This is a genomic window from Allobosea sp. 05T438 (assembly GCF_056396025.1).
Window position 1 is genome coordinate 170042 of the sequence record NZ_JBFTKQ010000003.1, and the last position, 18537, is coordinate 188578.

The 18537-nt window shown below is 66.2% G+C and carries 15 protein-coding genes; 3 read left to right on the forward strand and 12 right to left on the reverse strand.

All coding sequences use genetic code 11. The features are described 5' to 3' along the window. Window positions 1–25: 25 nt before the first annotated feature. On the reverse strand, window positions 26–1090 hold the full coding sequence (gene hemH / locus AC1DIN_RS09240; RefSeq protein WP_476809517.1) for a ferrochelatase: 1065 nt from the start codon (window positions 1088–1090) through the stop codon (window positions 26–28). Between the two features lie 183 nt (window positions 1091–1273). On the opposite strand from hemH, the gene AC1DIN_RS09245 reads away from it, so the two are divergent. Both AC1DIN_RS09245 and ung read left to right on the forward strand, forming a co-directional pair. Next, a complete protein-coding gene (locus tag AC1DIN_RS09245; protein WP_476809518.1) occupies window positions 1274–2794 on the forward strand; it encodes a bifunctional metallophosphatase/5'-nucleotidase in 1521 nt (506 codons plus the stop codon). After that, complete coding sequence (gene ung, locus AC1DIN_RS09250; RefSeq protein WP_476809519.1) at window positions 2791–3489, forward strand: uracil-DNA glycosylase; 699 nt, start codon at window positions 2791–2793, stop codon at window positions 3487–3489. The genes AC1DIN_RS09245 and ung overlap by 4 nt, the downstream gene beginning before the upstream one ends. 116 nt (window positions 3490–3605) lie before the next feature. On the opposite strand, the gene AC1DIN_RS09255 is transcribed toward ung, so the two are convergent. The 7 genes from AC1DIN_RS09255 to AC1DIN_RS09285 all read right to left on the reverse strand — a co-directional run bounded on the left by AC1DIN_RS09255 (window position 3606) and on the right by AC1DIN_RS09285 (window position 12414). Beyond that, a complete protein-coding gene (locus AC1DIN_RS09255; protein ID WP_476809520.1) occupies window positions 3606–4838 on the reverse strand; it encodes a phenylacetate--CoA ligase family protein in 1233 nt (410 codons plus the stop codon). A gap of 170 nt (window positions 4839–5008) precedes the next feature. Beyond that, complete coding sequence (locus AC1DIN_RS09260) at window positions 5009–5854, reverse strand: ABC transporter ATP-binding protein (RefSeq protein WP_476809521.1); 846 nt, start codon at window positions 5852–5854, stop codon at window positions 5009–5011. Between the two features lie 146 nt (window positions 5855–6000). Continuing rightward, window positions 6001–7332, reverse strand: coding sequence for an ABC transporter substrate-binding protein (locus AC1DIN_RS09265; protein ID WP_476809522.1), 1332 nt, complete (start codon window positions 7330–7332; stop codon window positions 6001–6003). A 104-nt stretch (window positions 7333–7436) separates the two neighbouring features. Next, on the reverse strand, window positions 7437–8516 hold the full coding sequence (locus tag AC1DIN_RS09270; RefSeq protein ID WP_476809523.1) for a branched-chain amino acid ABC transporter permease: 1080 nt from the start codon (window positions 8514–8516) through the stop codon (window positions 7437–7439). A 13-nt stretch (window positions 8517–8529) separates the two neighbouring features. Then, window positions 8530–9444 carry a branched-chain amino acid ABC transporter permease gene (locus tag AC1DIN_RS09275; protein ID WP_441469513.1) on the reverse strand — a complete coding sequence of 305 codons (915 nt, stop codon included), beginning with the start codon at window positions 9442–9444 and terminating at the stop codon, window positions 8530–8532. 172 nt (window positions 9445–9616) lie between these two features. Continuing rightward, on the reverse strand, window positions 9617–10417 hold the full coding sequence (locus AC1DIN_RS09280) for an ABC transporter ATP-binding protein (RefSeq protein WP_441469512.1): 801 nt from the start codon (window positions 10415–10417) through the stop codon (window positions 9617–9619). 11 nt (window positions 10418–10428) lie between these two features. Continuing rightward, a complete protein-coding gene (locus tag AC1DIN_RS09285) occupies window positions 10429–12414 on the reverse strand; it encodes an AMP-dependent synthetase/ligase (protein ID WP_476809744.1) in 1986 nt (661 codons plus the stop codon). A gap of 272 nt (window positions 12415–12686) precedes the next feature. Here AC1DIN_RS09285 and AC1DIN_RS09290 point away from each other — a divergent pair, with 272 nt between their 5' ends. Beyond that, a complete protein-coding gene (locus tag AC1DIN_RS09290) occupies window positions 12687–13085 on the forward strand; it encodes a VOC family protein (protein ID WP_476809524.1) in 399 nt (132 codons plus the stop codon). Window positions 13086–13182: 97 nt separating this feature from the next. On the opposite strand, the gene AC1DIN_RS09295 is transcribed toward AC1DIN_RS09290, so the two are convergent. The 4 genes from AC1DIN_RS09295 to AC1DIN_RS09310 all read right to left on the reverse strand — a co-directional run bounded on the left by AC1DIN_RS09295 (window position 13183) and on the right by AC1DIN_RS09310 (window position 18235). Beyond that, window positions 13183–13488, reverse strand: coding sequence for a hypothetical protein (locus AC1DIN_RS09295; protein ID WP_476809525.1), 306 nt, complete (start codon window positions 13486–13488; stop codon window positions 13183–13185). A gap of 78 nt (window positions 13489–13566) precedes the next feature. Beyond that, complete coding sequence (locus tag AC1DIN_RS09300; protein WP_441469334.1) at window positions 13567–13773, reverse strand: hypothetical protein; 207 nt, start codon at window positions 13771–13773, stop codon at window positions 13567–13569. Between the two features lie 80 nt (window positions 13774–13853). Then, window positions 13854–14528, reverse strand: coding sequence for a Crp/Fnr family transcriptional regulator (locus AC1DIN_RS09305; protein ID WP_476809526.1), 675 nt, complete (start codon window positions 14526–14528; stop codon window positions 13854–13856). Window positions 14529–14692: 164 nt separating this feature from the next. After that, entirely contained in the window at window positions 14693–18235 is a 3543-nt protein-coding gene (locus AC1DIN_RS09310) for an indolepyruvate ferredoxin oxidoreductase family protein (protein WP_476809527.1), read from the reverse strand. Between the last annotated feature and the right edge of the window lie 302 nt (window positions 18236–18537).

Genomic DNA, 18537 nt, shown 5'->3' on the forward strand with positions numbered 1-18537 from the left:
CGGGATCAGCTGAGCCAGCAAAAGCTCAGAGCCAGCCCATCAGCTCCCGCTGCACGATCTCGGCGATGACGTCGATGCCCTCGCGCGAGTCGTTGAGGCAGGGCAGATAGGCGAATTTCTCGCCGCCATTGTGCAGGAAGATCTCGCGGTTCTCGCCGTCGAGCTCCTCGAGCGTCTCCAGGCAATCGGCTGAGAAGCCGGGCGCGACGATCGCCATCGACTTCTTGCCGGCCTGGGCCAGCGCCTTCACCGTCTCGTCGGTATAGGGCTGCAGCCACTCGTCGGGGCCGAAGCGCGACTGGAAGGTCAGCGGGAAGCGCTCTTCGGAGAGACCGAGCTCGGCGCGCAGCAGGCGCCAGGTCTTGACGCATTGGCAGTAATAGGGGTCGCCCTTCAGCAGGTATTCCTTCGGCATGCCGTGGAAGGAGCAGAGGATGACCTCGGGTTCGAAATCGAGCTTGGCGAGCGAGGCGCGCATCGAGCGGGCCAGCGCGCCGATATAGACAGGGTCGTCGTGATAGGGCGGCGAGACGCGCACCGAGGGCTGCCAGCGCATCTGCATCAGCGCGCGGAAGGCCTGGTCGCAGGCCGTGGCCGAGGTCGGCGCGGCATATTGCGGATAAAGCGGCACCAGCAGAATGCGTTCGCAGCCCTGGTCGAGCAGGGCCTTCAACCGGCTCTTCACATCGGGAAAGCCGTAGCGCATCGCCCAGTCGAAGACGACGCGGTCGCCTGCGAGCGGCTTCAGGCGCTCGGCGAGTTGCTCGGTCTGCGAGCGGGTGATGGTCTTGAGTGGGCCTTCGTTGCGCTCGTTGTTCCAGATCGATGCGTAATCCTTGCCTTTGCGGCCGGGGCGCGTCGACAGGATGATCAGGTTGAGGATCGGCCACCATTTCCAGCGCGGCTCCTCGATGACGCGCCGGTCGGACAGGAACTCCTTGAGGTAGGCGCGCATCGGCCAGTAGCCGGTGCCCTCGGGCGTGCCGAGATTCATCAGCAGCACGCCGATGCGTCCGTATTGCACCCTGGGATGGTCGGGCGGCAGGGAAGCGGCCTCGCGGCCGGGCGCCGCGGCGATGTCAGCAGTCATGAGCGGATGCTCTCCTTGCCACCGTGATTTAGACGAGTTCGCGCTTTCGTCCAGCCTTGAAGCCTGTTGAAAGCATGGGTGCGACATTGCCGCCGCCGTCCGGCGGCGCGATGCATCCTCTGGTCAGTGCGGCTTAACTCTTGCTAGTCTGGAGCTGTTCTCAAGACCTGAGGGGCGCCTGCCATGACGAAACTCACCCGCCGCAAGGCTCTCGGCGTCCTGGCGGCGCCTGCCACGCTCGCCGCGACCGCCCCGGTGGCGATGGCGCAGCAGCCGGCGCCGAGCTTCACGCTGCTGCTGGTCAACGACATCTACAAGATGAGCGACGACAAGGGGCGCGGCGGCTTCGCGCGCGCGTCCGGCATCGCCAAGGCCGAGCGGGCCAAGGGTGTGCCGGTGCTCTTCTGCCATGCCGGCGACTGCTACTCGCCCTCGCTGATGTCGGGCTTCGACCAGGGCGCGCATATCGTCGCCATGCAGAACAAGATGGGCATCGACGTCTTCGTGCCGGGCAACCACGAATTCGATTTCGGCAAGGAGAACTATCTCAAGCTCGTGGCCGCGCAGACCTACCCGACCTTCGCCGCCAATCTGCGCGACGCGTCGGGCAATCCGCTGCCCGGCCACAAGGACAGCCAGATCTTCGAGCTCGGCGGCATCAAGGTCGGCGTCATCGGCACAGCCTTCGACTCGACGCCGCAGGTTTCCTTTCCGGGCGACCTGAAATTCTCCTCGACGATGGAGGCGCTACGCCGCGAGGCGAAGGGGCTGAAGGGGCAGGGCGCCGACATTCTCGTCGCCGTCGTCCATGCCGACCGGGCGATGGATTATGAGATCGTCCGCTCGCGCGTCGTCGACATCGTGCTGACCGGCCACGATCATGACCTCGCCATCGCCTATGACGGCAAGGTGGTGATGGTCGAGTCGAACGAGGAGGGCAATTACGTCACCGCCATCGACATCGCCGTCAGCGTCAAGGGCGAGGGCGCGGCCCGGCAGGTCTCCTGGACGCCGACCTTCCGCGTCAACGATTCCCGCTCCGCCACGCCGGACCCGGATGTCGCCGCGATCGTGAAGGGCTATGAGGCGGAGCTCTCGAAGGAACTCGACGTCGACATCGCCACGCTGGCCGCGCCGCTCGATTCCCGCACCGGCGTCATCCGCACGCAGGAGACCGCGATCGGCAACCTGATCGCCGATGCGATCCGGGCCGCGACCGGCGCCCAGCTCGCCATCACCAATGCCGGCGGTATCCGCGCCAACAAGCAATATGCCGCCGGGCAGAAGCTGACGCGCCGCGACGTGCTCAGCGAACTGCCCTTCGGAAACGCCACGGTGATGGTCGAGATCACCGGCAAGGACGTGAGGGACGCGATCGAAAACGGCCTGCGCGATGCGCCGCAGGGCGCCGGCCGCTTCCCCGTGGTCTCCGGCCTCACATTCGAAGCCGATCTCAAGCAGCCGCAAGGCTCGCGCGTCATCGCGGTCACGGTCGACGGCAAGCCGATCGACCCGGCCGGCAAATACACCGTCGCTTCCAACAACTTCATGCTGGAAGGCGGCGACGGCTATACGGCGCTGGGCCGCGGCAGGACTCTGATCGGCCTCACCGACGGCAAGCTGATGGCGAACGAAGTGATGGTCTATGTGCGCCGGCTCGGGACGGTCGACGCCAAGGTCGAGGGCAGGGCCGTCCTGAAGTGAGCTGCACCGACGCGCTCGCTGCCTTTCTGGCGAGCGGGAATTCCAGGGGCTGGCGCGACCTGCCGGTCTTCGCTGTCGGGGGAGACGCGGCGCGCGCCTGCGCCGTCGTCGATGCCGAGCGGGAGGCCGGGCATGTCGTGGCACCGGCGCCGGAGCGGGTCTTCGCCGCGCTGGCGCTGACGCCGCTGGACGCGGTCCGCGCCGTGATCCTCGGGCAGGATCCCTATCCGACGCCCGGGCATGCCAACGGGCTCGCCTTCTCCTATGTCGGCCCGCCGCCGCTGCCACGCTCGCTCGTCAACATCTACAAGGAGCGGGCCGAGGATCTCGGGAGGGCGGCGCCGTCCGACGGCGACCTGACGCGCTGGGCGCAACAGGGCGTGTTGCTGCTCAACACCGCGCTGACGGTGCGGGAAGGGGCAAGCAAGGCGGGTTCGCACCTTTCGCTCGGCTGGGGGAAGGTTACGGACGCCGTCATCGCGGCCGTCTCGCGGGAGCGACCCCATGCCGTCTTTCTGCTCTGGGGTGCGCCCGCGCAGGCGAAGCGGCCGCTGATCGACGAGGACCGGCATCTCGTCATCGCCAGCGCTCATCCTTCTCCGCTTTCGGCAAGGCGCGGCTTCTTCGGGTCGAAGCCGTTCAGCCGGGCCAATGCCTGGCTGGAAGGGCAGGGGGAGAAGGCGATCGCCTGGTGATGTCGACGACCGTCATGCTCGGGCTTGACCCGAGCATCTCGCGTTAGAAGAGGCGCCTTGTTCGGCAAGAGATTCTCGGGTCGAAGCCGTGCTTCGCCCGAGAATGACGGCGGATGTCACCCCACCGGCCGCTCGTCGGCGATGACCTTGCCGTCATTGGGCAGGGCGCCGAGCGGCAGGATTTCGACCGCTCCCTTCAGCTTGGTCACCTGCTGCAAGGTCGAGGAGACCGCGTCGACGAAGCCGGCGGGCTCGGCATAGATTTCCGCCTTCAGCGTCATCGTGTCGGTCTCGTTGGCGCGGCCGACGACGAGGCGCAGTTTGGCGATCTCGGCATGGCGCTTGGCGATTTCGGCGACCTGCTCGGGCCGCACGAACATGCCCTTGATCTTGGCGGTCTGGTCGGCTCGGCCCATCCAGCCCTTGATGCGGGTGTTGCTGCGCCCGCAGGCGCTCGCGCCCGGCAACACGGCGGTGAGATCGCCGACGGCGAGCCTGATCTGGGGATGATGCGGGTCGAGATTGGTGATGACGACCTCGCCGACTTCGCCCTCCGGGACCGGGTCGCCGGTGCCGGGGCGGACGATCTCGACGATCAGGTTCTCGTTCAGCACCATGCCCTCGCGTGCCGGCGTTTCGTAGGCGATGACGCCGACATCGGCGGTCGCATAGAGCTGGTAGGCGTCTATCCCGCGCTCCCCGACCCAGGCCTGCAGCGAGGGCGGGAAGGCTGCACCGGAGACAACCGCGCGCTTGATCGAGGAGATATCGACGCCGCGAGCGTCGGCGGCTTCGATCAGGATCTTGAGGAAGTCCGGCGTGCCGGCATAGGCGCTCGGCCGATAGGCGGAGATCACCTCCATCTGCTGCTCGGTATTGCCGGGCCCGGCCGGGATCACGGCGCAGCCGATGGCGCGGGCGGCGGAGTCCATGATGAAGCCACCCGGCGTCAGGTGATAGCTCAGCGTGTTCAGCACGATGTCGCCCGGCCGGAACCCGGCGGCATGGAGGCCGCGCGCCGCGTTCCAGGCATCGGCGGCGGTGCCCTCGGGCTCGAAGATCGGGCCTGGCGAGGTGAAGAGCCGGCCGAAGGAGCCGGCGTGAGCCGGGACGAAGCCGCCGAAGGGCAGCGCCTGCTTCTGGAGCGCGGGCAAGTCGGCCTTGCGCAAAACCGGCAGGCGCGCCAGTGCCTCGCGGCTCGTCACGGATGCGGGATCGATGTCACGCAACCGTTCGGCATAGGCCGGTGCCTGCATCGCGGCGGCGATCAGCTTCGGCAGCCGCGCGAAGAGATCGGCCTCGCGCTCTTCGGGCGGGCGCGTTTCGAGCGCGTCGTAATGCTCGGTCATGGTGCGGTCTCGTTCATCGGGTCTTTGGCAGGTAGCAGCCCTCATCCTGAGGAGCGCTCGGAGAGTGCGTCTCGAAGGATGTTCCAGATATCTCCGGAACCTCCCGGAGCATCCTTCGAGACGCCGCTGCGCGGCTCCTCAGGATGAGGGCTTCGCAAGATGGCAGACGTTCACGACAGCCAGCGCTTGCGGCGCTTGTAGCTCTTCACCTCGCGGAAGGACTTCTTGTTGCCCTCGGCGACGCCAAGGTAGAATTCCTTCACGTCCTCGTTCTCGCGCAGCATCTGGGCTTCGCCATCCATGACGACGCGGCCGGTCTCCATGATGTAGCCATAGGTGGCGTAGCGCAGCGCCATGTTGGTGTTCTGTTCGGCGACGAGGAAGGAGACGCCTTCCTCGGCATTGAGCCGGCGAACGATCTCGAAGATCTCTTCGACGATCTGCGGCGCGAGGCCCATCGAGGGCTCGTCGAGCAGGATCATCTTCGGCTTCGACATCATTGCGCGGCCGATGGCGCACATCTGCTGCTCGCCGCCGGAGGTGTAGCCGGCCTGCGAATTGCGGCGCTGCCTGAGGCGGGGGAACAGCGTGTAGATCTTCTCGAGGTCGCGTTTGATCGCGGCGTTTCCGTCGCGGCGGGTGAAGGCGCCGGTCAGCAGGTTCTCCTCGATCGAGAGATGGCCGAAGCAGTGCCGGCCCTCCATCACCTGGATGCAGCCACGCCGGACGAGCTCGTTCGGGGACATCTTGTCGACGCGCTCGCCGTCGAAAACGATCGAGCCCTTGGTGACCTCGCCGCGCTCGGCCTTGAGCAGGTTGGAGATCGCCTTCAGCGTCGTGGTCTTGCCGGCGCCGTTGGCACCGAGGATCGCGACGATGCCGGCGCGCGGCACGGTCAGCGAGACCCCCTTCAGCACCAGCACGACATGGTCGTAGATGACCTCGATATTGTTGAGCGACAGGATGGTGTCGCTCGCGGTCGCTGCGGTTGGCTTTTCAAGAGTGGCGGTGGACATCGGACCTCCAAATCCTTCTCCTCTCGGGGGAGAAGGTGCCTGCGGAGCAGACGGATGAGGGCTGTAGCTCCTCATCCGTCCTTTCCCTCATCCGACCCGGCTATGCCGGGCCACCTTCCCCCCGGGGGAGAAGGCTCGGCGTTGCGTTACGACGACTTCTCGCAGGTCTCGGAGCGCTTCGGCCAGTTGCCGGCCTTCTCGACATAGTCCTTGGCGTTGCTCTCGATCAGCGGACGGACCTCGTCCTTCATCGGCTCGACCCAGTCGGCCTTCTTGGTCCACTTCGTGCCGTCCCACTCCGAGACGAACATCTTGCTGTGGCCGGAATGGTCGGTGCAGGAGATCGTCGTCGGCGTGACGAAGCCGCCGAGCCCGATCTCCTTCAGGCGCGCCTCGGTCAGGTTGAGCGATTCCAGGCCGCGACGCATGTCCTGCGCATCGATCACCTTCTTGCCGGTGAGCTTCTGCGCGTTGCGGATGCCCTCGACGACCAGCATCGCGTTGTAGACGCCGCGGTTGTAGAGGGCCTCGCCGACCTTCTCCTTCGGTGTCGTGCTCTTACCCTTGTCGACCACGAACTTCAGGATGTCCTGCATCGCGGGCGCCTCGGTGCCGCTCAGCGTCCAGCTCAGCGACCGGTAGCCCTTGGCCTGCTCGCCGCCCGCACGCGCGTCGTCATCGCCGCCAGCCCACCACACGCCGACGAACTTGTTCATCGGGAAGTTGTTCTTGGCGGCTTCCTTGACCGCAGTCGGGTTCATCGCGCCCCAGCCCTGGTTGTAGAGGAAGTCCGGCCGGTCACGCCGGATCGAGAGCCAGAGCGAGCCCTGGTTCTGCATGTCGGCCGCCGCCACCGGGTACAGCTTCAGCTCGAAGCCGTATTTCTTGGCGAGGTTCTCGAGCACCGGGATCGGCTCCTTGCCGAAGGGCGCGTCGAGATGGATCAGGCCGAGCTTCTTGCCCTTGAGCTTGTCGAGGCCGCCGAGCTCGGCCGCCATGTGCTTCACCATGACGGAGGCGCCGTCCCAATAGGTGAAGGGCGGGATGAAGACCCAGGGGAAGTTCGTGCCATCAGCCGAGGCGGAGAGGCCATAGGCCATCGACAGGATCGGGATCTTGTCGACATGGGCGCGCGGGATCGCGGCGAGCGTCGCGCCGGTCGACCAGGGCGAATAGACGATGGTGTTCTTCGCCTTGGCCTGCTCGTAGCACTCGATCGACTTCTTGGTGTCGTAGCCGGTCTCGCACTCCTCGTAGATGACCTTGACGCCGTTCACGCCGCCGTCGCGCTCGTTGATCATCGTGACGTAGTCGCGCATGCCGTCGCCGATCGGGATGCCCGAGCCGGAGAACGGGCCGGTGCGATAGGCGTTGTTGGCGAAGTAGACGCTGTCCTGCGCCGCGGCCGGAGCGATCGCGCCGGCTGCGGTGAGTAGGGCGCCCAGAGCCGCCCCTTTCATCAGAATGCTGGTCTTCATGGACTTCCTCCGTTTGTTTCCTCCCGACCAGACAGCTGCCGGATCGGTCTTTCAGCGCCGGCGCTTCAGCGTCGCCGGTCGTTTCTTGGGTCCATCCCTTAGCCTCAGTAGGGGAAGGGCCACGTCCGCAATTTCTGCTTGCCGATCTGCCAGAGCCGGGCGAGGCCGTGCGGCTCGACGATCAGGAAGAGGATGATCAGCGCGCCGACGAGCATGAAAGTGACGTGCTCGGCCGCTGCGCCGCCGATCGGGACTCCGAGCGCTGGCAGGCCGAACTTCAGCGCGGTCGGCAGGATGGAAAGGAAGGCCGCACCGAAGAAGGAGCCGATCAGCGAGCCGAGCCCCCCGATGATGACCATGAACAGGATGTTGAAGGAGAGCCGGATCGAGAACACGTCCGCCGCCTCGCCGCCGCCGTACCAGAGGAAGATCATCATCGCGCCTGCGACGCCGGCGAAATAGGACGAGACCGCGAAGGCCATCAGCTTGGCGTTGAGCAGCTTGATGCCCATGAGTTCCGCCGCGATGTCCATGTCGCGCACCGCCATCCAGGAGCGGCCGAGCTTGCCGTGGACCAGGTTCGAGGCGAACCAGGTCAGCACCACGACAAGGCCGAGGCAGACGAAATAGCGTGTCTCGGGCGTCGCGGACGCTCCCGTCAGCGGGATGTCGAACAGCGTGCGCTGCGGCACCTCGATCGCGCCCGAGGCGTTGTAGTTGAACAGCCAGGGCACGCGCACGAAGGCCCATTGCAGGAAGAACTGCGCGGCGAGCGTGGCGACGGCGAGATAAAAGCCCTTGATGCGCAGCGAGGGCAGGCCGAAGAGCACGCCGATGCCGGCCGAGAACAGCCCCGACACCAGGATCAGGACGATGATGTTCACGTTCGGGAAGAAGGTCGTCAGCTTGTAGCAGGCATAGGCGCCGACGCCCATGAAGGCGGCGGTGCCAAGCGAGATCAGCCCGGTATAGCCGGTGAGGATGTTGAGCCCGATCGCCGCCAGCGAGAAGACGAGGAAGGGGATCATCACCGAGGCGATGAAGAAGTCGCTGCCGAAGAAGGGGATGGCGACGAAGGCGATCGCCAGGATGACGGCTATGCCGATCCGGTCTTCCCTGAGCGGGAAGACGGCCATGTCGGCGGAGTAGGTCGATTTGAACTGGCCGGCCTCGCGGTAGAGCATGTCGTCCGGCTCCTCAGATACGTTCGATGATCTTGTCGCCGAACAGTCCCTGCGGCCTGAACAGCAGGAAGCCCAGCGCGATGAAATAGGCGAGCCAGCTTTCGATGCCGCCGCCGACCAGCGGGCCCCAGTAGAACTCGCCGAGCTTCTCGCCGATGCCGATGATGAGGCCGCCAACGATGGCGCCGGGGATCGAGGTGAAGCCGCCGAGGATCAGCACAGGCAGCGCCTTCAGCGCCACGATCTCGAGCGCGAAGGAGACGTCCGAGCGCGCGCCCCACATGATGCCGGTGATCAGCGCGACGATGCCGGCGGTGAACCAGACGATGACCCAGATCTGGTTGAGCGAAATGCCGACCGAGAGCGCGGCCTTGTGGCTGTCGGCGACGGCACGCAGCGCGCGGCCGATGCGGGTGTACTGGAAGAAGGCGGCGAGCAGCGCGATCATCAGCGAGGCGATCACGGCCGCGGCGATGTCGATCTTCTGCAGCGAGACCAGCCCGCCGAGGATCTGCAGATCGAGCGCGCCCTTCGGCAGATAGAGCTGGTCGGCGATCATCTGCTTGGGATTGCCGCCGAACAGCGCTTCGCCGAAGCCGATCAGGAAATAGGTGATGCCGAAGGTCGCCATGAACAGGATGATGTCCGGCTGGTTGACCAGCGGCCGCAGCACCACGCGCTCGATGGTGACGGCGAGCGCGAACATGACGCCGAGGGTGATGATGACGGCGAGGAAGGCCGGCACGCCCTTCTCGTAGAGGCCGACCAGCGTCAGCGCCGCGAACACCACCATGATGCCCTGGGCGAAGTTGAACACGCCCGAGGCCTTGAAGATCAGCACGAAGCCGAGCGCGATCAGGGCGTAGAGCACGCCGGAGACGAGCCCTTCCCAGACCGTCTGCGCCAGGAGGTCCGGCGCCTGCGCCATCTGCTGGAAGGGGTCGACGAAGATGGCGTAGAGGGTGCCGGAGCCGTCGAGCCGGGCGCCGACGATCGCGGCGATCACGACGGCGGCGAGGATCAGGCCGGCCTTGATCCAGGGATTGGCCAGCGGGTTCGAGGCCGGGCGGGTGGCGATGTCGCTCATATGTCCGCGCTCCTCAATGCGCCACGCCGAGATAGGCGTCGATCACCTTCTGGTTCGCCTTGACCTCGTCGGGCGTGCCGTCGGCGATCTTGCGGCCGTATTCGAGCACGACGACGCGGTCGGAGAGGTCCATCACGACCCCCATGTCATGCTCGATCAAAGCGATTGTCGTGCCGAACTGGTTGTTCACGTCGAGGATGAAGCGGCACATGTCCTCCTTCTCCTCGAGGTTCATGCCGGCCATCGGCTCGTCGAGCAGGAGCAGCTCAGGCTCCATGGCGAGCGCACGGCCGAGCTCGACGCGCTTCTGCAGGCCGTAGGGCAGCTTGCCGACCGGCAGCTTGCGGATGTGCTCGATCTGCAGGAAGTCGATGATGTCCTCGACGACGCGGCGGTGCGCGATCTCCTCCTGCATGGCCGGGCCGTGGCGCAGCGCCTGCCAGAACAAACCCCTCTTCATCTTGAGCGTGCGGCCGGTCATGATGTTGTCGAGCGTCGACATGCCCTTGAACAGCGCGACGTTCTGGAAGGTGCGGGCGATGCCGCCGGCGGCGGCGCGATGCGGGCGCATCTTGGCGCGGCGCTCGCCCTTGAAGACGATCTGGCCTTCCTGCGGCTGGTAGAACCCGTTGATGCAGTTGAGCATCGAGGTCTTGCCGGCGCCGTTGGGGCCGATGATGGCGCGGATTTCGCCCTTGCGGATGTCGAAGGAGACATCGGTGATCGCCTTCACGCCGCCGAAGCGCAGCGAGATGTTCTCGACCGAGAGCAGGACTTCGCCCTTGCCGCGGATGGGGGTGCCGGTCACGTTCATCGGCTCCGCGTTCATGCCGCTTTCGCCGCTGCCGGCGCCTCCTGCCCGGTGACGGGATAGGTCTTGGCGTCGCGCACCTTGACCCGGGCCGAGATCGCACCCTTGCGGCCGTCCTCGAAGGTGACTTCGGTCGAGATGTCGGCGGCCTCCGAGCCGTCGTAGAGAGCCGCGACCAGCGGGGCGTAGCGCTCGGCGATGAAGCCGCGCCGCACCTTCTGGGTGCGGGTGAGCTCGCCGTCGTCGGCGTCGAGTTCCTTGTGCAGGATGAGGAAGCGCTTGATCTGGGCGCCGCCCATCATCGGCTCGGTGGCGAGCGAGCGGTTCACCTCGTCGACGTGCTTCGCGATCATGTCGTAGACGAGGTCGTGGCCGGCAAGCTCCTGATAGGAGGCGTAGACCACGTTGTTGCGCTCGGCCCAGTTGCCGACGGCGGTGAGATCGATGTTCAGCGCGACGGTGGCGTAGTCGCGGCCCTGGCCGAAGGCGACGGCTTCCTTGATGTTCGGATAGAACTTCAGCTTGTTCTCGATGTATTTGGGCGGGAAGAGGTCGCCGCTCGCGAGCTTGCCGACGTCCTTGGCGCGGTCGATGATCTTGAGGTGGCCGCCCTCGTCGAAGAAGCCAGCGTCGCCCGATCGGACATAGCCGTCGGCGGTCATCGTCTCGGCGGTCTTGTCCGGGTCCTTGTAATAGCCGCCGAAGATCGAGGGCGAGCGGTAGAGCACCTCGCCATTGTCGTCGATGCGGATCTCGACCAGCGGCGCCGGCTTGCCGACCGTGTCGGCCTTGATCTCGCCGTTCGGCTGCATGGTGATGTAAACGCCGGCCTCGGTCTGGCCGTAGAGCTGCTTCAGGTTGACGCCGATCGAGCGGTAGAAGCGGAAGAGCTCGGGGCCGATCGCTTCGCCGGCGGTGTAGCCGACCTTGATGTTGGTCAGGCCGAAGCGGTTGCGCAGCGGGCCGTAGACCAGGAGATCGCCGAGCTTGTAGAGCAGCCGGCCCTTCAGCGGCACGCTCTCGCCGTTCAGGATCTGCTCGCCGTACTGCTTGGCCACGCCGAGGAAGTAGTGGAACATCCTGCGCTTCAGGGCGCCGGCATCCTCCATGCGCACCATGGTGATGGTCAGCATGTTCTCGAAGACGCGCGGCGGGGCGAAGGCGTAGGTCGTGCCGACTTCGCGGCGGTCGTCGACGACGGTGTCCGGGCTTTCCGGGCAGTTGACGCAGAAGCCCGCCAGCATCGCCTGCGCATAGGAGAAGACGTGGTCGCCGACCCAGGCGATCGGCAGATAGGCGATGACCTCGTCGCTCTCGTTGAGCCCGTCGAAGCTGCAGCCGATCTCGGCGGCGACGATGACGTTGTAATGGCTGAGCATCACGCCCTTGGGCCGCCCGGTCGTGCCGGAGGTGTAGAGGATGATGCCGAGGTCCGAGCCCTTGCCCTGCTCCATCTCGCGGGCGAGCGCTGCCTCGGCCTGCGGGTCCTTGAGCGCCTTGGCGCCGGCCGCGATCACCGTTTCGATGGCGTGGAGCTTGCTGTGATCATAGTCGCGCAGGCCGCGCGGCTCGTCGTAGAGCATCTGGCGCAGATGCGGCAGGCGGTCGGCGATCGAGAGCAGCTTGTCGACCTGCTCCTGGTCCTGCACCACGGCGAAGGCGGCCTCGGCATGGTCGAGGACATAGGCCATCTCCTCGGCGACGCCGTCGGCATAGACCGGCACAGGGATCGCGCCGATCCATTGCGCAGCGCACATCGACCAATAGAGCTTCGGCCGGTTGTAGCCGATGATCGCGACCTTCTCGCCGCGCTTCAGCCCGAGATCGTGCATGCCCTTGGCGAAGTTGCGAACATGGCTTGCCACCTCGGCCCAGTCCCAGGACTGCCAGATGCCGAGATCCTTGTGGCGGAAGGCGACGCGGGACGCGCGCTCCCCGGCGTTGCGCAACAGCAATTTCGGAAAGGTGTCCGCCTGGCCGGCGGTGCCGCTTGCCACGATTGCGTTCTCCCTGACGAGCCGCCATGCGTCGTGGCAGCTTCCTGTAAGCCGGTTCCCGGCCTCGTTCTCATGCAAGACTTGCAGGCGGGTATCATCTTCGCAAGGACCCGCTTGACAGACAATTCTCCTTTTGTTGACTATTGTCCCGCCGAAGTGTGCTTCGTGCGCAAATTTGCAGCGCCCTTCCTGGCTTTGGCACTGATTTCCCTTGCGAAACGGGCACGATCAACCGGCGGGCCGGATAGCGCCCTGCCGCTGTGGCGGACCGGCACATGCTTCATCATCTATCATTCGGCGTTTCCGACATCGAACGCGCGAGCGCCTTCTACGACGCCGTGCTGGCGCCGCTGGGATATGTCAGGGTCTGGTCTGACCTGAGGCCAGGCGAGTCGCGGCAGGCGGTCGGATATGGCGCACCGGGTGGCGGCGACAAATTGGCCCTGAAGCTGCAGCCGGACGGTCAGAGGCCGCCCGGCCCGGGATTTCACCTTGCCTTTGCCGCGCCGGATCGGGCGGCCGTCGATCGGTTCCATGCGGCGGCGCTCCAGCATGGCGGGCGCGACAACGGCGCGCCAGGGCTACGCGCCCATTACGGCCCCTACTACTACGCGGCCTTCGTGGTCGATCCCGATGGCTTCAATATCGAGGCGGTGTGCAACGCCCCGGCTTAGCCTGACTTGACCGTCGGCACGGTTTCAAGCGCCAAGCCGAATCGAAAAGCCCGCCATCCTCGTGATGGCGGGCTCTCGGGACGCGGCGGATGATCGGTCAGTAGCGCTCGTAGTGATGGCGCCGGTAGCCATGGGCCGGCGCGTGCGGCGGCGGCCCGCCATGGCGGCGACCGTAACCGTAGCCGCGATCATAGCCGCGGCCTTGGCGGTAGTAGTCGCGCCTGTGCTGCCGCTCCATGTTCCGCTGGATTTCCCATTCGCGATGTTCGCGGTTGTGGCGGGTATATTCGGCCGGCAGCCTGTCCAGCGCCGCGGCGTGCGGAACGGTTTGCGGCGCGGCGCCGGCCGGCGTGGCGGCGATCGCAGCCAGAGCTAGGCCGGCGGCCATCAGAATTCTACGCATGGTCGTCTCCTTCAGTCGATGGCCGCATTGGATCAAGACCGGACCCAATGAAGCCTGAACGGGCAGGTTGGCTGCCGTTCAGAAAGGCCCGCGCCTCGCGGCTTGGCCGCGGCGCGGCGTCCCCGGGCTTGCACGGCGATCGACGCTCACTTTTACCGGCTGAAGGACGTGGAAGGGGTCGGCCCAATCGCCCCAGACGCGATGGGCGATGTCCGATTGAGCGGCAGCGTATTCGGCCGCCTGGTCGTTGACCCGCTTCATGAACAGATCGAAGAAGCCAAACATCTCGAAAGTTCCTTTCTCCGCACGGGACTGTTCGGGAAAGGCAACGCGCGAGATGCGATTTGGTGCCCTCCTGGGAATCCTCAACCTTCGTAGCGCGCAAGCTTGTCGAGGTCGCGGATGGTAATGCTGCCGTGCCCAACTTCGATCAGGCCGAGATCGGCAAGCTTCGCCAGGCCCTGATTGGCCATCTGGCGCGAAATGCCTGCGAGCATGCCGAGTTCCTCCTGCGAGATCGCCAGCGTGCGGCCGAGATCGGGGTAGAGGATCGGGTTGAACAGCCAGGCGAGATTGCGGGCGAGGCGGCCGGTTGAATCGAGCGTGCGCTCTGTCTCTGCCAGCGAGATGAACTGTGCGAGCCGCTCATTGAACTGGTGGACGAGGAAGCGGTTGAACGCCGCCGAATGCTCGAACAGCCAGAGGAAGGTCGAGCGGCGCATCAAGGCGATCCGCGACTCGCGCAGGGCAACCAACTCGTAACGGCGCGGTTCGGCCTTGATCACCGTGCCCTCGCCGAACCAGGCGCCGGCGCGCAGGCCCGCGAGCGTCGCCGTTTTGCCGGATTTCGAGGTGGTCGCCATCTTGACCAGCCCCTCGGCGACCCCGGTCCAGGATTCCAGCCGGTCGCCGACATGGCAGATCGAGGCACCCTTGCCGTAGCTCTTGAAGGAGATGCCGCGCCGGGCCTCCTCGAACTCGTCCTCCGACAGGTCATGGGACCAGGAGGCGATGGCGCGCAGTTCCTCGGCGGCGATCAAGATGGCGGTTATCCGGGTTGATGGGGCAGGTTTCGGCGGCGTGGCGTCATTCTCGGGCGAACCAGAGCGTAGGCCCGAGAATCTCCTTCAGGAAGAGGCTCCGGAGCCTCCCTGTCATGAGATGCTCGGGTCAAGCCCGAGTATGACGAAGCGGAGCGTTGCGGTTATTCCGCCGCCTGCGGCAGGGCTGATGTGCTGTTTCCCTCACGCAACCGCTTGAGCAACACAGCCTCCTCAGCCTTCGCCGCCTTGAGATGCCGTTCCTTGACGTGGCCGAAGCCGCGGATCTTCTCCGGAATCGCGGCGAGGGCGACGCAGAGCGCGTGGTTCTCGGGCGAAAGTCGCGCCAGCAGCTCGTTGAGCAGCGTTTCGCAATCGGCGATCAGGCGGCGCTCGGTGCGTCGTTCCTCGGTGTGGCCGAAGGGGTCGAAGGCCGTGCCGCGCAGGCCTTTGAACTTCGCCAGCATGGCAAAGGCGCCCATCATCCACGGGCCGAAGCTGATCTTGCGCGGCAGACCGGTGTTCGGGTCGCGCTGCGCCAGCAGCGGCGGCGCGAGGTGGAATTCGTAGCGCAGCTTCTTGCCTTCGCCGCCTTCCGCCTCGAAGGTCGCGGCGACCTGCCGGCGGAAGGCGCCGTCGCTGTAGAGACGCGCGACCTCATACTCGTCCTTGTAAGCCATCAGCTTGAAGAGATTGCGGGCGACGGACTCGCTCAGCGTGGTCTGGCCCGGCATGACTGCGGCTTCGCGCGTCTGTACGCGGGCGACGAGGTGGCGGTAGCGCGCCGCATAGGCGGCGTTCTGATAGGCGGTGAGGAAGGCGACGCGGCGCTCGATGATCTCGTCGAGCGTCTGCGAAAGCTGGCGGGCCGGCGTCGCCGCCTTGGTCTGCGAGAGAAGTTCGGCCAGCGCCTGGGGATCATGCGCGGCGCGGCGGCCGAGTTCGAAGGCTTGCCTGTTCATCGCCACGGCCTCGCCGTTGAGCTCGATCGCCCTGAGCAGCGCATCGCGGGAGAGCGGGACACAGCCGAGCTGCCAGGCATGGCCGAGCATGAACATGTTGGCGGCGATGGCATTGCCGAGGAAGGCCACCGCAGCGGCGGTCGCGTCGAGGAAATGCGTCCGGTCACGGCCGGCCGCCGACAGGATCGCGCGCTTCAGCCGCTCCGTCGGCAGGGAGAAATCGGCGTTGCGGGTGAAGTCGCCCGGCAGGCTCTCGGCGGTGTTGACGATGACGGTGCCGCGTTCGGGGCGGATCGCGCCGAGCACCTTCTTCGAGCCGGTGACGGTGAGATCGCAGCCCAGCACGAGATCGGCTTGTCCCGCCGTGACGCGGATGGCGTGGATGTCGTCGGGATGCGGCGCGAGCTTGACGTGGCTGAAGACGGCGCCACCCTTCTGGGCCAGGCCGGCCATGTCGATCATGCCGCAGCCCTTGCCTTCGAGATGCGCGGCCATGCCGAGGATGGCACCGATGGTGACGACGCCGGTGCCGCCGACGCCGGTGACGATCACGGCATAGCTGCGGTCGAGCGCCGGCACGGTCGGTTCGGGGACCTCGCCCTCGCCGAGCGCCGCGGCGTCGAGCCTGAGCGGATCGGCCTTCTTCGGCTTGGCGCCGTGGACGGTGACGAAGGACGGGCAGAAGCCCTTGATGCAGGAGAAGTCCTTGTTGCAGTTCGACTGGTCGATCTGGCGCTTGCGTCCGAACTCGGTCTCGAGCGGCTGCACCGAGACGCAGTTCGACTGCACGCCGCAATCACCGCAGCCTTCGCAGACCAGCTCGTTGACGATCACGCGCTTGTCCGGATCGGGATAGGCGCCGCGCTTGCGCCGCCGGCGCTTCTCGGTGGCGCAGGTCTGGTCGTAGAGCAACAGCGAGACGCCGGAGATCGTGGCGAGTTCGCGCTGGACGGCGTCGAGCTCGTCGCGGTGGTGCAGGGTTGTGCCGGCCGGCCATTGCGTGCCGGGCGGATATTTGCCGGGGTCGTCGCTGACGACGGCGATGCGCCTCACGCCTTCGGCCGCGACCTGCCGCGCCATCTGGTCGGGGGAGAGATGGCCTTCCGCCTGCTGGCCGCCGGTCATGGCGACGGCGTCGTTGTAGAGCAGCTTGTAGGTGACGTTGACGCCAGAGGCGACGGCCCAGCGGATCGCGAGCGAGCCGGAATGGGTATAGGTACCGTCGCCGAGATTCTGGAAGACGTGGCCGCGCGTCGAGAACGGCGCTTCGCCGACCCAGTTGGCGCCCTCGCCGCCCATCTGGGTGAAACCTGCCGTGTCGCGGTCCATCCACTGCACCATGTAGTGGCAGCCGATGCCGGCATAGGCGCGCGACCCCTCGGGCACGATTGTCGAGGAGTTATGCGGGCAGCCCGAGCAGAAATAAGGGGTGCGCTTCGCGATCTCCTGCGCTTCGGCAAGCCGCCCCTGCGCTTTCGCGATCTCGTCCAGCCTCGCGCGCAGGGCGGGATCGTCGCGATACTGGAGCAGGCGGCCGCCCAGGGCGATCGCGATGTCGTTGGGGTCGAGTGCGCCATGGACCGGGAAGAGCCACTCTCCCTTTTCGTCCTTCTTGCCGATCACCATGGGCTGGTGCGGGGCGCCATAGAGCTCCTCGCGGACCTGCACCTCGATCAGCGAGCGCTTTTCCTCTACCACCATGATCAGGTCGAGGCCCTCGGCGAAGGCCTTCAGCTCGGCCGGATCGATCGGCCAGGGGCAGGCGAGCTTGAACAGGCGGATGCCGAGATCATTGGCGCGGACCTCGTCGATGCCGAGATCCTCCAGCGCCTGCTGCACGTCGAGATACGATTTGCCGACGGTGGCGATGCCGATGCGCGGCTGCCGGCCGCCATGGGTGACGATGCGGTTGAGCTTGTTGGCGCGCAGATAGGCGAGCATCGCATCGCGCTTGTAGAGGTGCATCCGGCGCTCCTGCTCGACGAAATCGAGCTCGCGGCGGATGGCGAGGCCGCCGGGCGGCGGAACGTAGTCCGTCGGCGTGATAATCTCGACGCGATCGAGCGAGCCGTCGATCGAGGCCGTCGATTCGATGTTGTCCTTCACGCATTTGATGCCGACCCAGACCGAGGCGAAGCGCGAGAGCGCAATGCCATGCAGGCCGTAGTCGATGATCTCCTGCACGCCGGCCGGGTTCAGGATCGGCATCATCCGGTCGACCAGCACGAACTCGGTCTGGTGGGCGTTGGTGGAGGATTCCGCGGTATGGTCGTCGCCCATCAGGCAGATGACGCCGCCCTTGGGATCGGTGCCGGCCATGTTGCCGTGGCGGAAGACGTCGCCGGAGCGGTCGACGCCCGGGCCCTTGCCGTACCAGAGGGCGAAGACGCCGTCGTGCTTTCCCTCGCCGCTCAGGCCCGCCTGCTGCGTTCCCCAGATCGCGGTGGCGGCAAGGTCCTCGTTCAGGCCCGGCTGGAAGACGATGTTCGCGGCCTTGAGGGGCTTCGCGGCGCGCATCAATTGCTGGTCGAGCCCGCCGAGCGGGGAGCCGCGATAGCCGGAGACGAAGCCCGCCGTTTCGAGCCCGGCCCGGCGGTCGCGCTCGCGCTGCATCAGCAGCATGCGGGCGACGGCCTGTGTGCCGGTGAGGAACACCTCACGCTTGTCGAGATCGTATTTGTCGTCGAGCGCGACGCTGCGCAGGGCTCCCGCGTCAGTGCCCGATATGCGCGGTGTCTCGGCCATGCTCGACCTCCCGGATCGTCGTTCCCGCCGACGGACCGGTTGTCCCGGCCTCATGCTGTGCCGTCTTTGCGGCAAATATGTCAGTGATGCTGACATATCGACCGGAGGCGGTCAATTGATCTGGTATCATTCCAGTTTTCGAGGCGCGGTCCAGAGGGATGATGGTCGTGGAGGCCAGGCGTCATGCGGGAGCGCCGCGATTTGGCCCCGTTTGGCGGGGATGGCTGTTGCGGTGGTCGTAGGCCCGTCATGGTCGTTGACGATCGCTTAACCATGATCCACGCAAAGCCACCGGAGGATCA

What these genes read in the sequence shown, in the direction of transcription:
- AC1DIN_RS09295 (WP_476809525.1), bottom strand. Translation starts at nt 13,488, where the DNA reads ATGCGTAGAATTCTGATGGCCGCCGGCCTAGCTCTGGCTGCGATCGCC.
- AC1DIN_RS09265 (WP_476809522.1), bottom strand. Translation starts at nt 7,332, where the DNA reads ATGAAGACCAGCATTCTGATGAAAGGGGCGGCTCTGGGCGCCCTACTC.
- AC1DIN_RS09280 (WP_441469512.1), bottom strand. Translation starts at nt 10,417, where the DNA reads ATGAACGTGACCGGCACCCCCATCCGCGGCAAGGGCGAAGTCCTGCTC.
- AC1DIN_RS09270 (WP_476809523.1), bottom strand. Translation starts at nt 8,516, where the DNA reads ATGCTCTACCGCGAGGCCGGCCAGTTCAAATCGACCTACTCCGCCGAC.
- AC1DIN_RS09290 (WP_476809524.1), top strand. Translation starts at nt 12,687, where the DNA reads ATGCTTCATCATCTATCATTCGGCGTTTCCGACATCGAACGCGCGAGC.
- hemH (WP_476809517.1), bottom strand. Translation starts at nt 1,090, where the DNA reads ATGACTGCTGACATCGCCGCGGCGCCCGGCCGCGAGGCCGCTTCCCTG.
- AC1DIN_RS09260 (WP_476809521.1), bottom strand. Translation starts at nt 5,854, where the DNA reads ATGTCCACCGCCACTCTTGAAAAGCCAACCGCAGCGACCGCGAGCGAC.
- AC1DIN_RS09300 (WP_441469334.1), bottom strand. Translation starts at nt 13,773, where the DNA reads ATGTTTGGCTTCTTCGATCTGTTCATGAAGCGGGTCAACGACCAGGCG.
- AC1DIN_RS09255 (WP_476809520.1), bottom strand. Translation starts at nt 4,838, where the DNA reads ATGACCGAGCATTACGACGCGCTCGAAACGCGCCCGCCCGAAGAGCGC.
- AC1DIN_RS09275 (WP_441469513.1), bottom strand. Translation starts at nt 9,444, where the DNA reads ATGGCGCAGGCGCCGGACCTCCTGGCGCAGACGGTCTGGGAAGGGCTC.
- AC1DIN_RS09310 (WP_476809527.1), bottom strand. Translation starts at nt 18,235, where the DNA reads ATGGCCGAGACACCGCGCATATCGGGCACTGACGCGGGAGCCCTGCGC.
- AC1DIN_RS09245 (WP_476809518.1), top strand. Translation starts at nt 1,274, where the DNA reads ATGACGAAACTCACCCGCCGCAAGGCTCTCGGCGTCCTGGCGGCGCCT.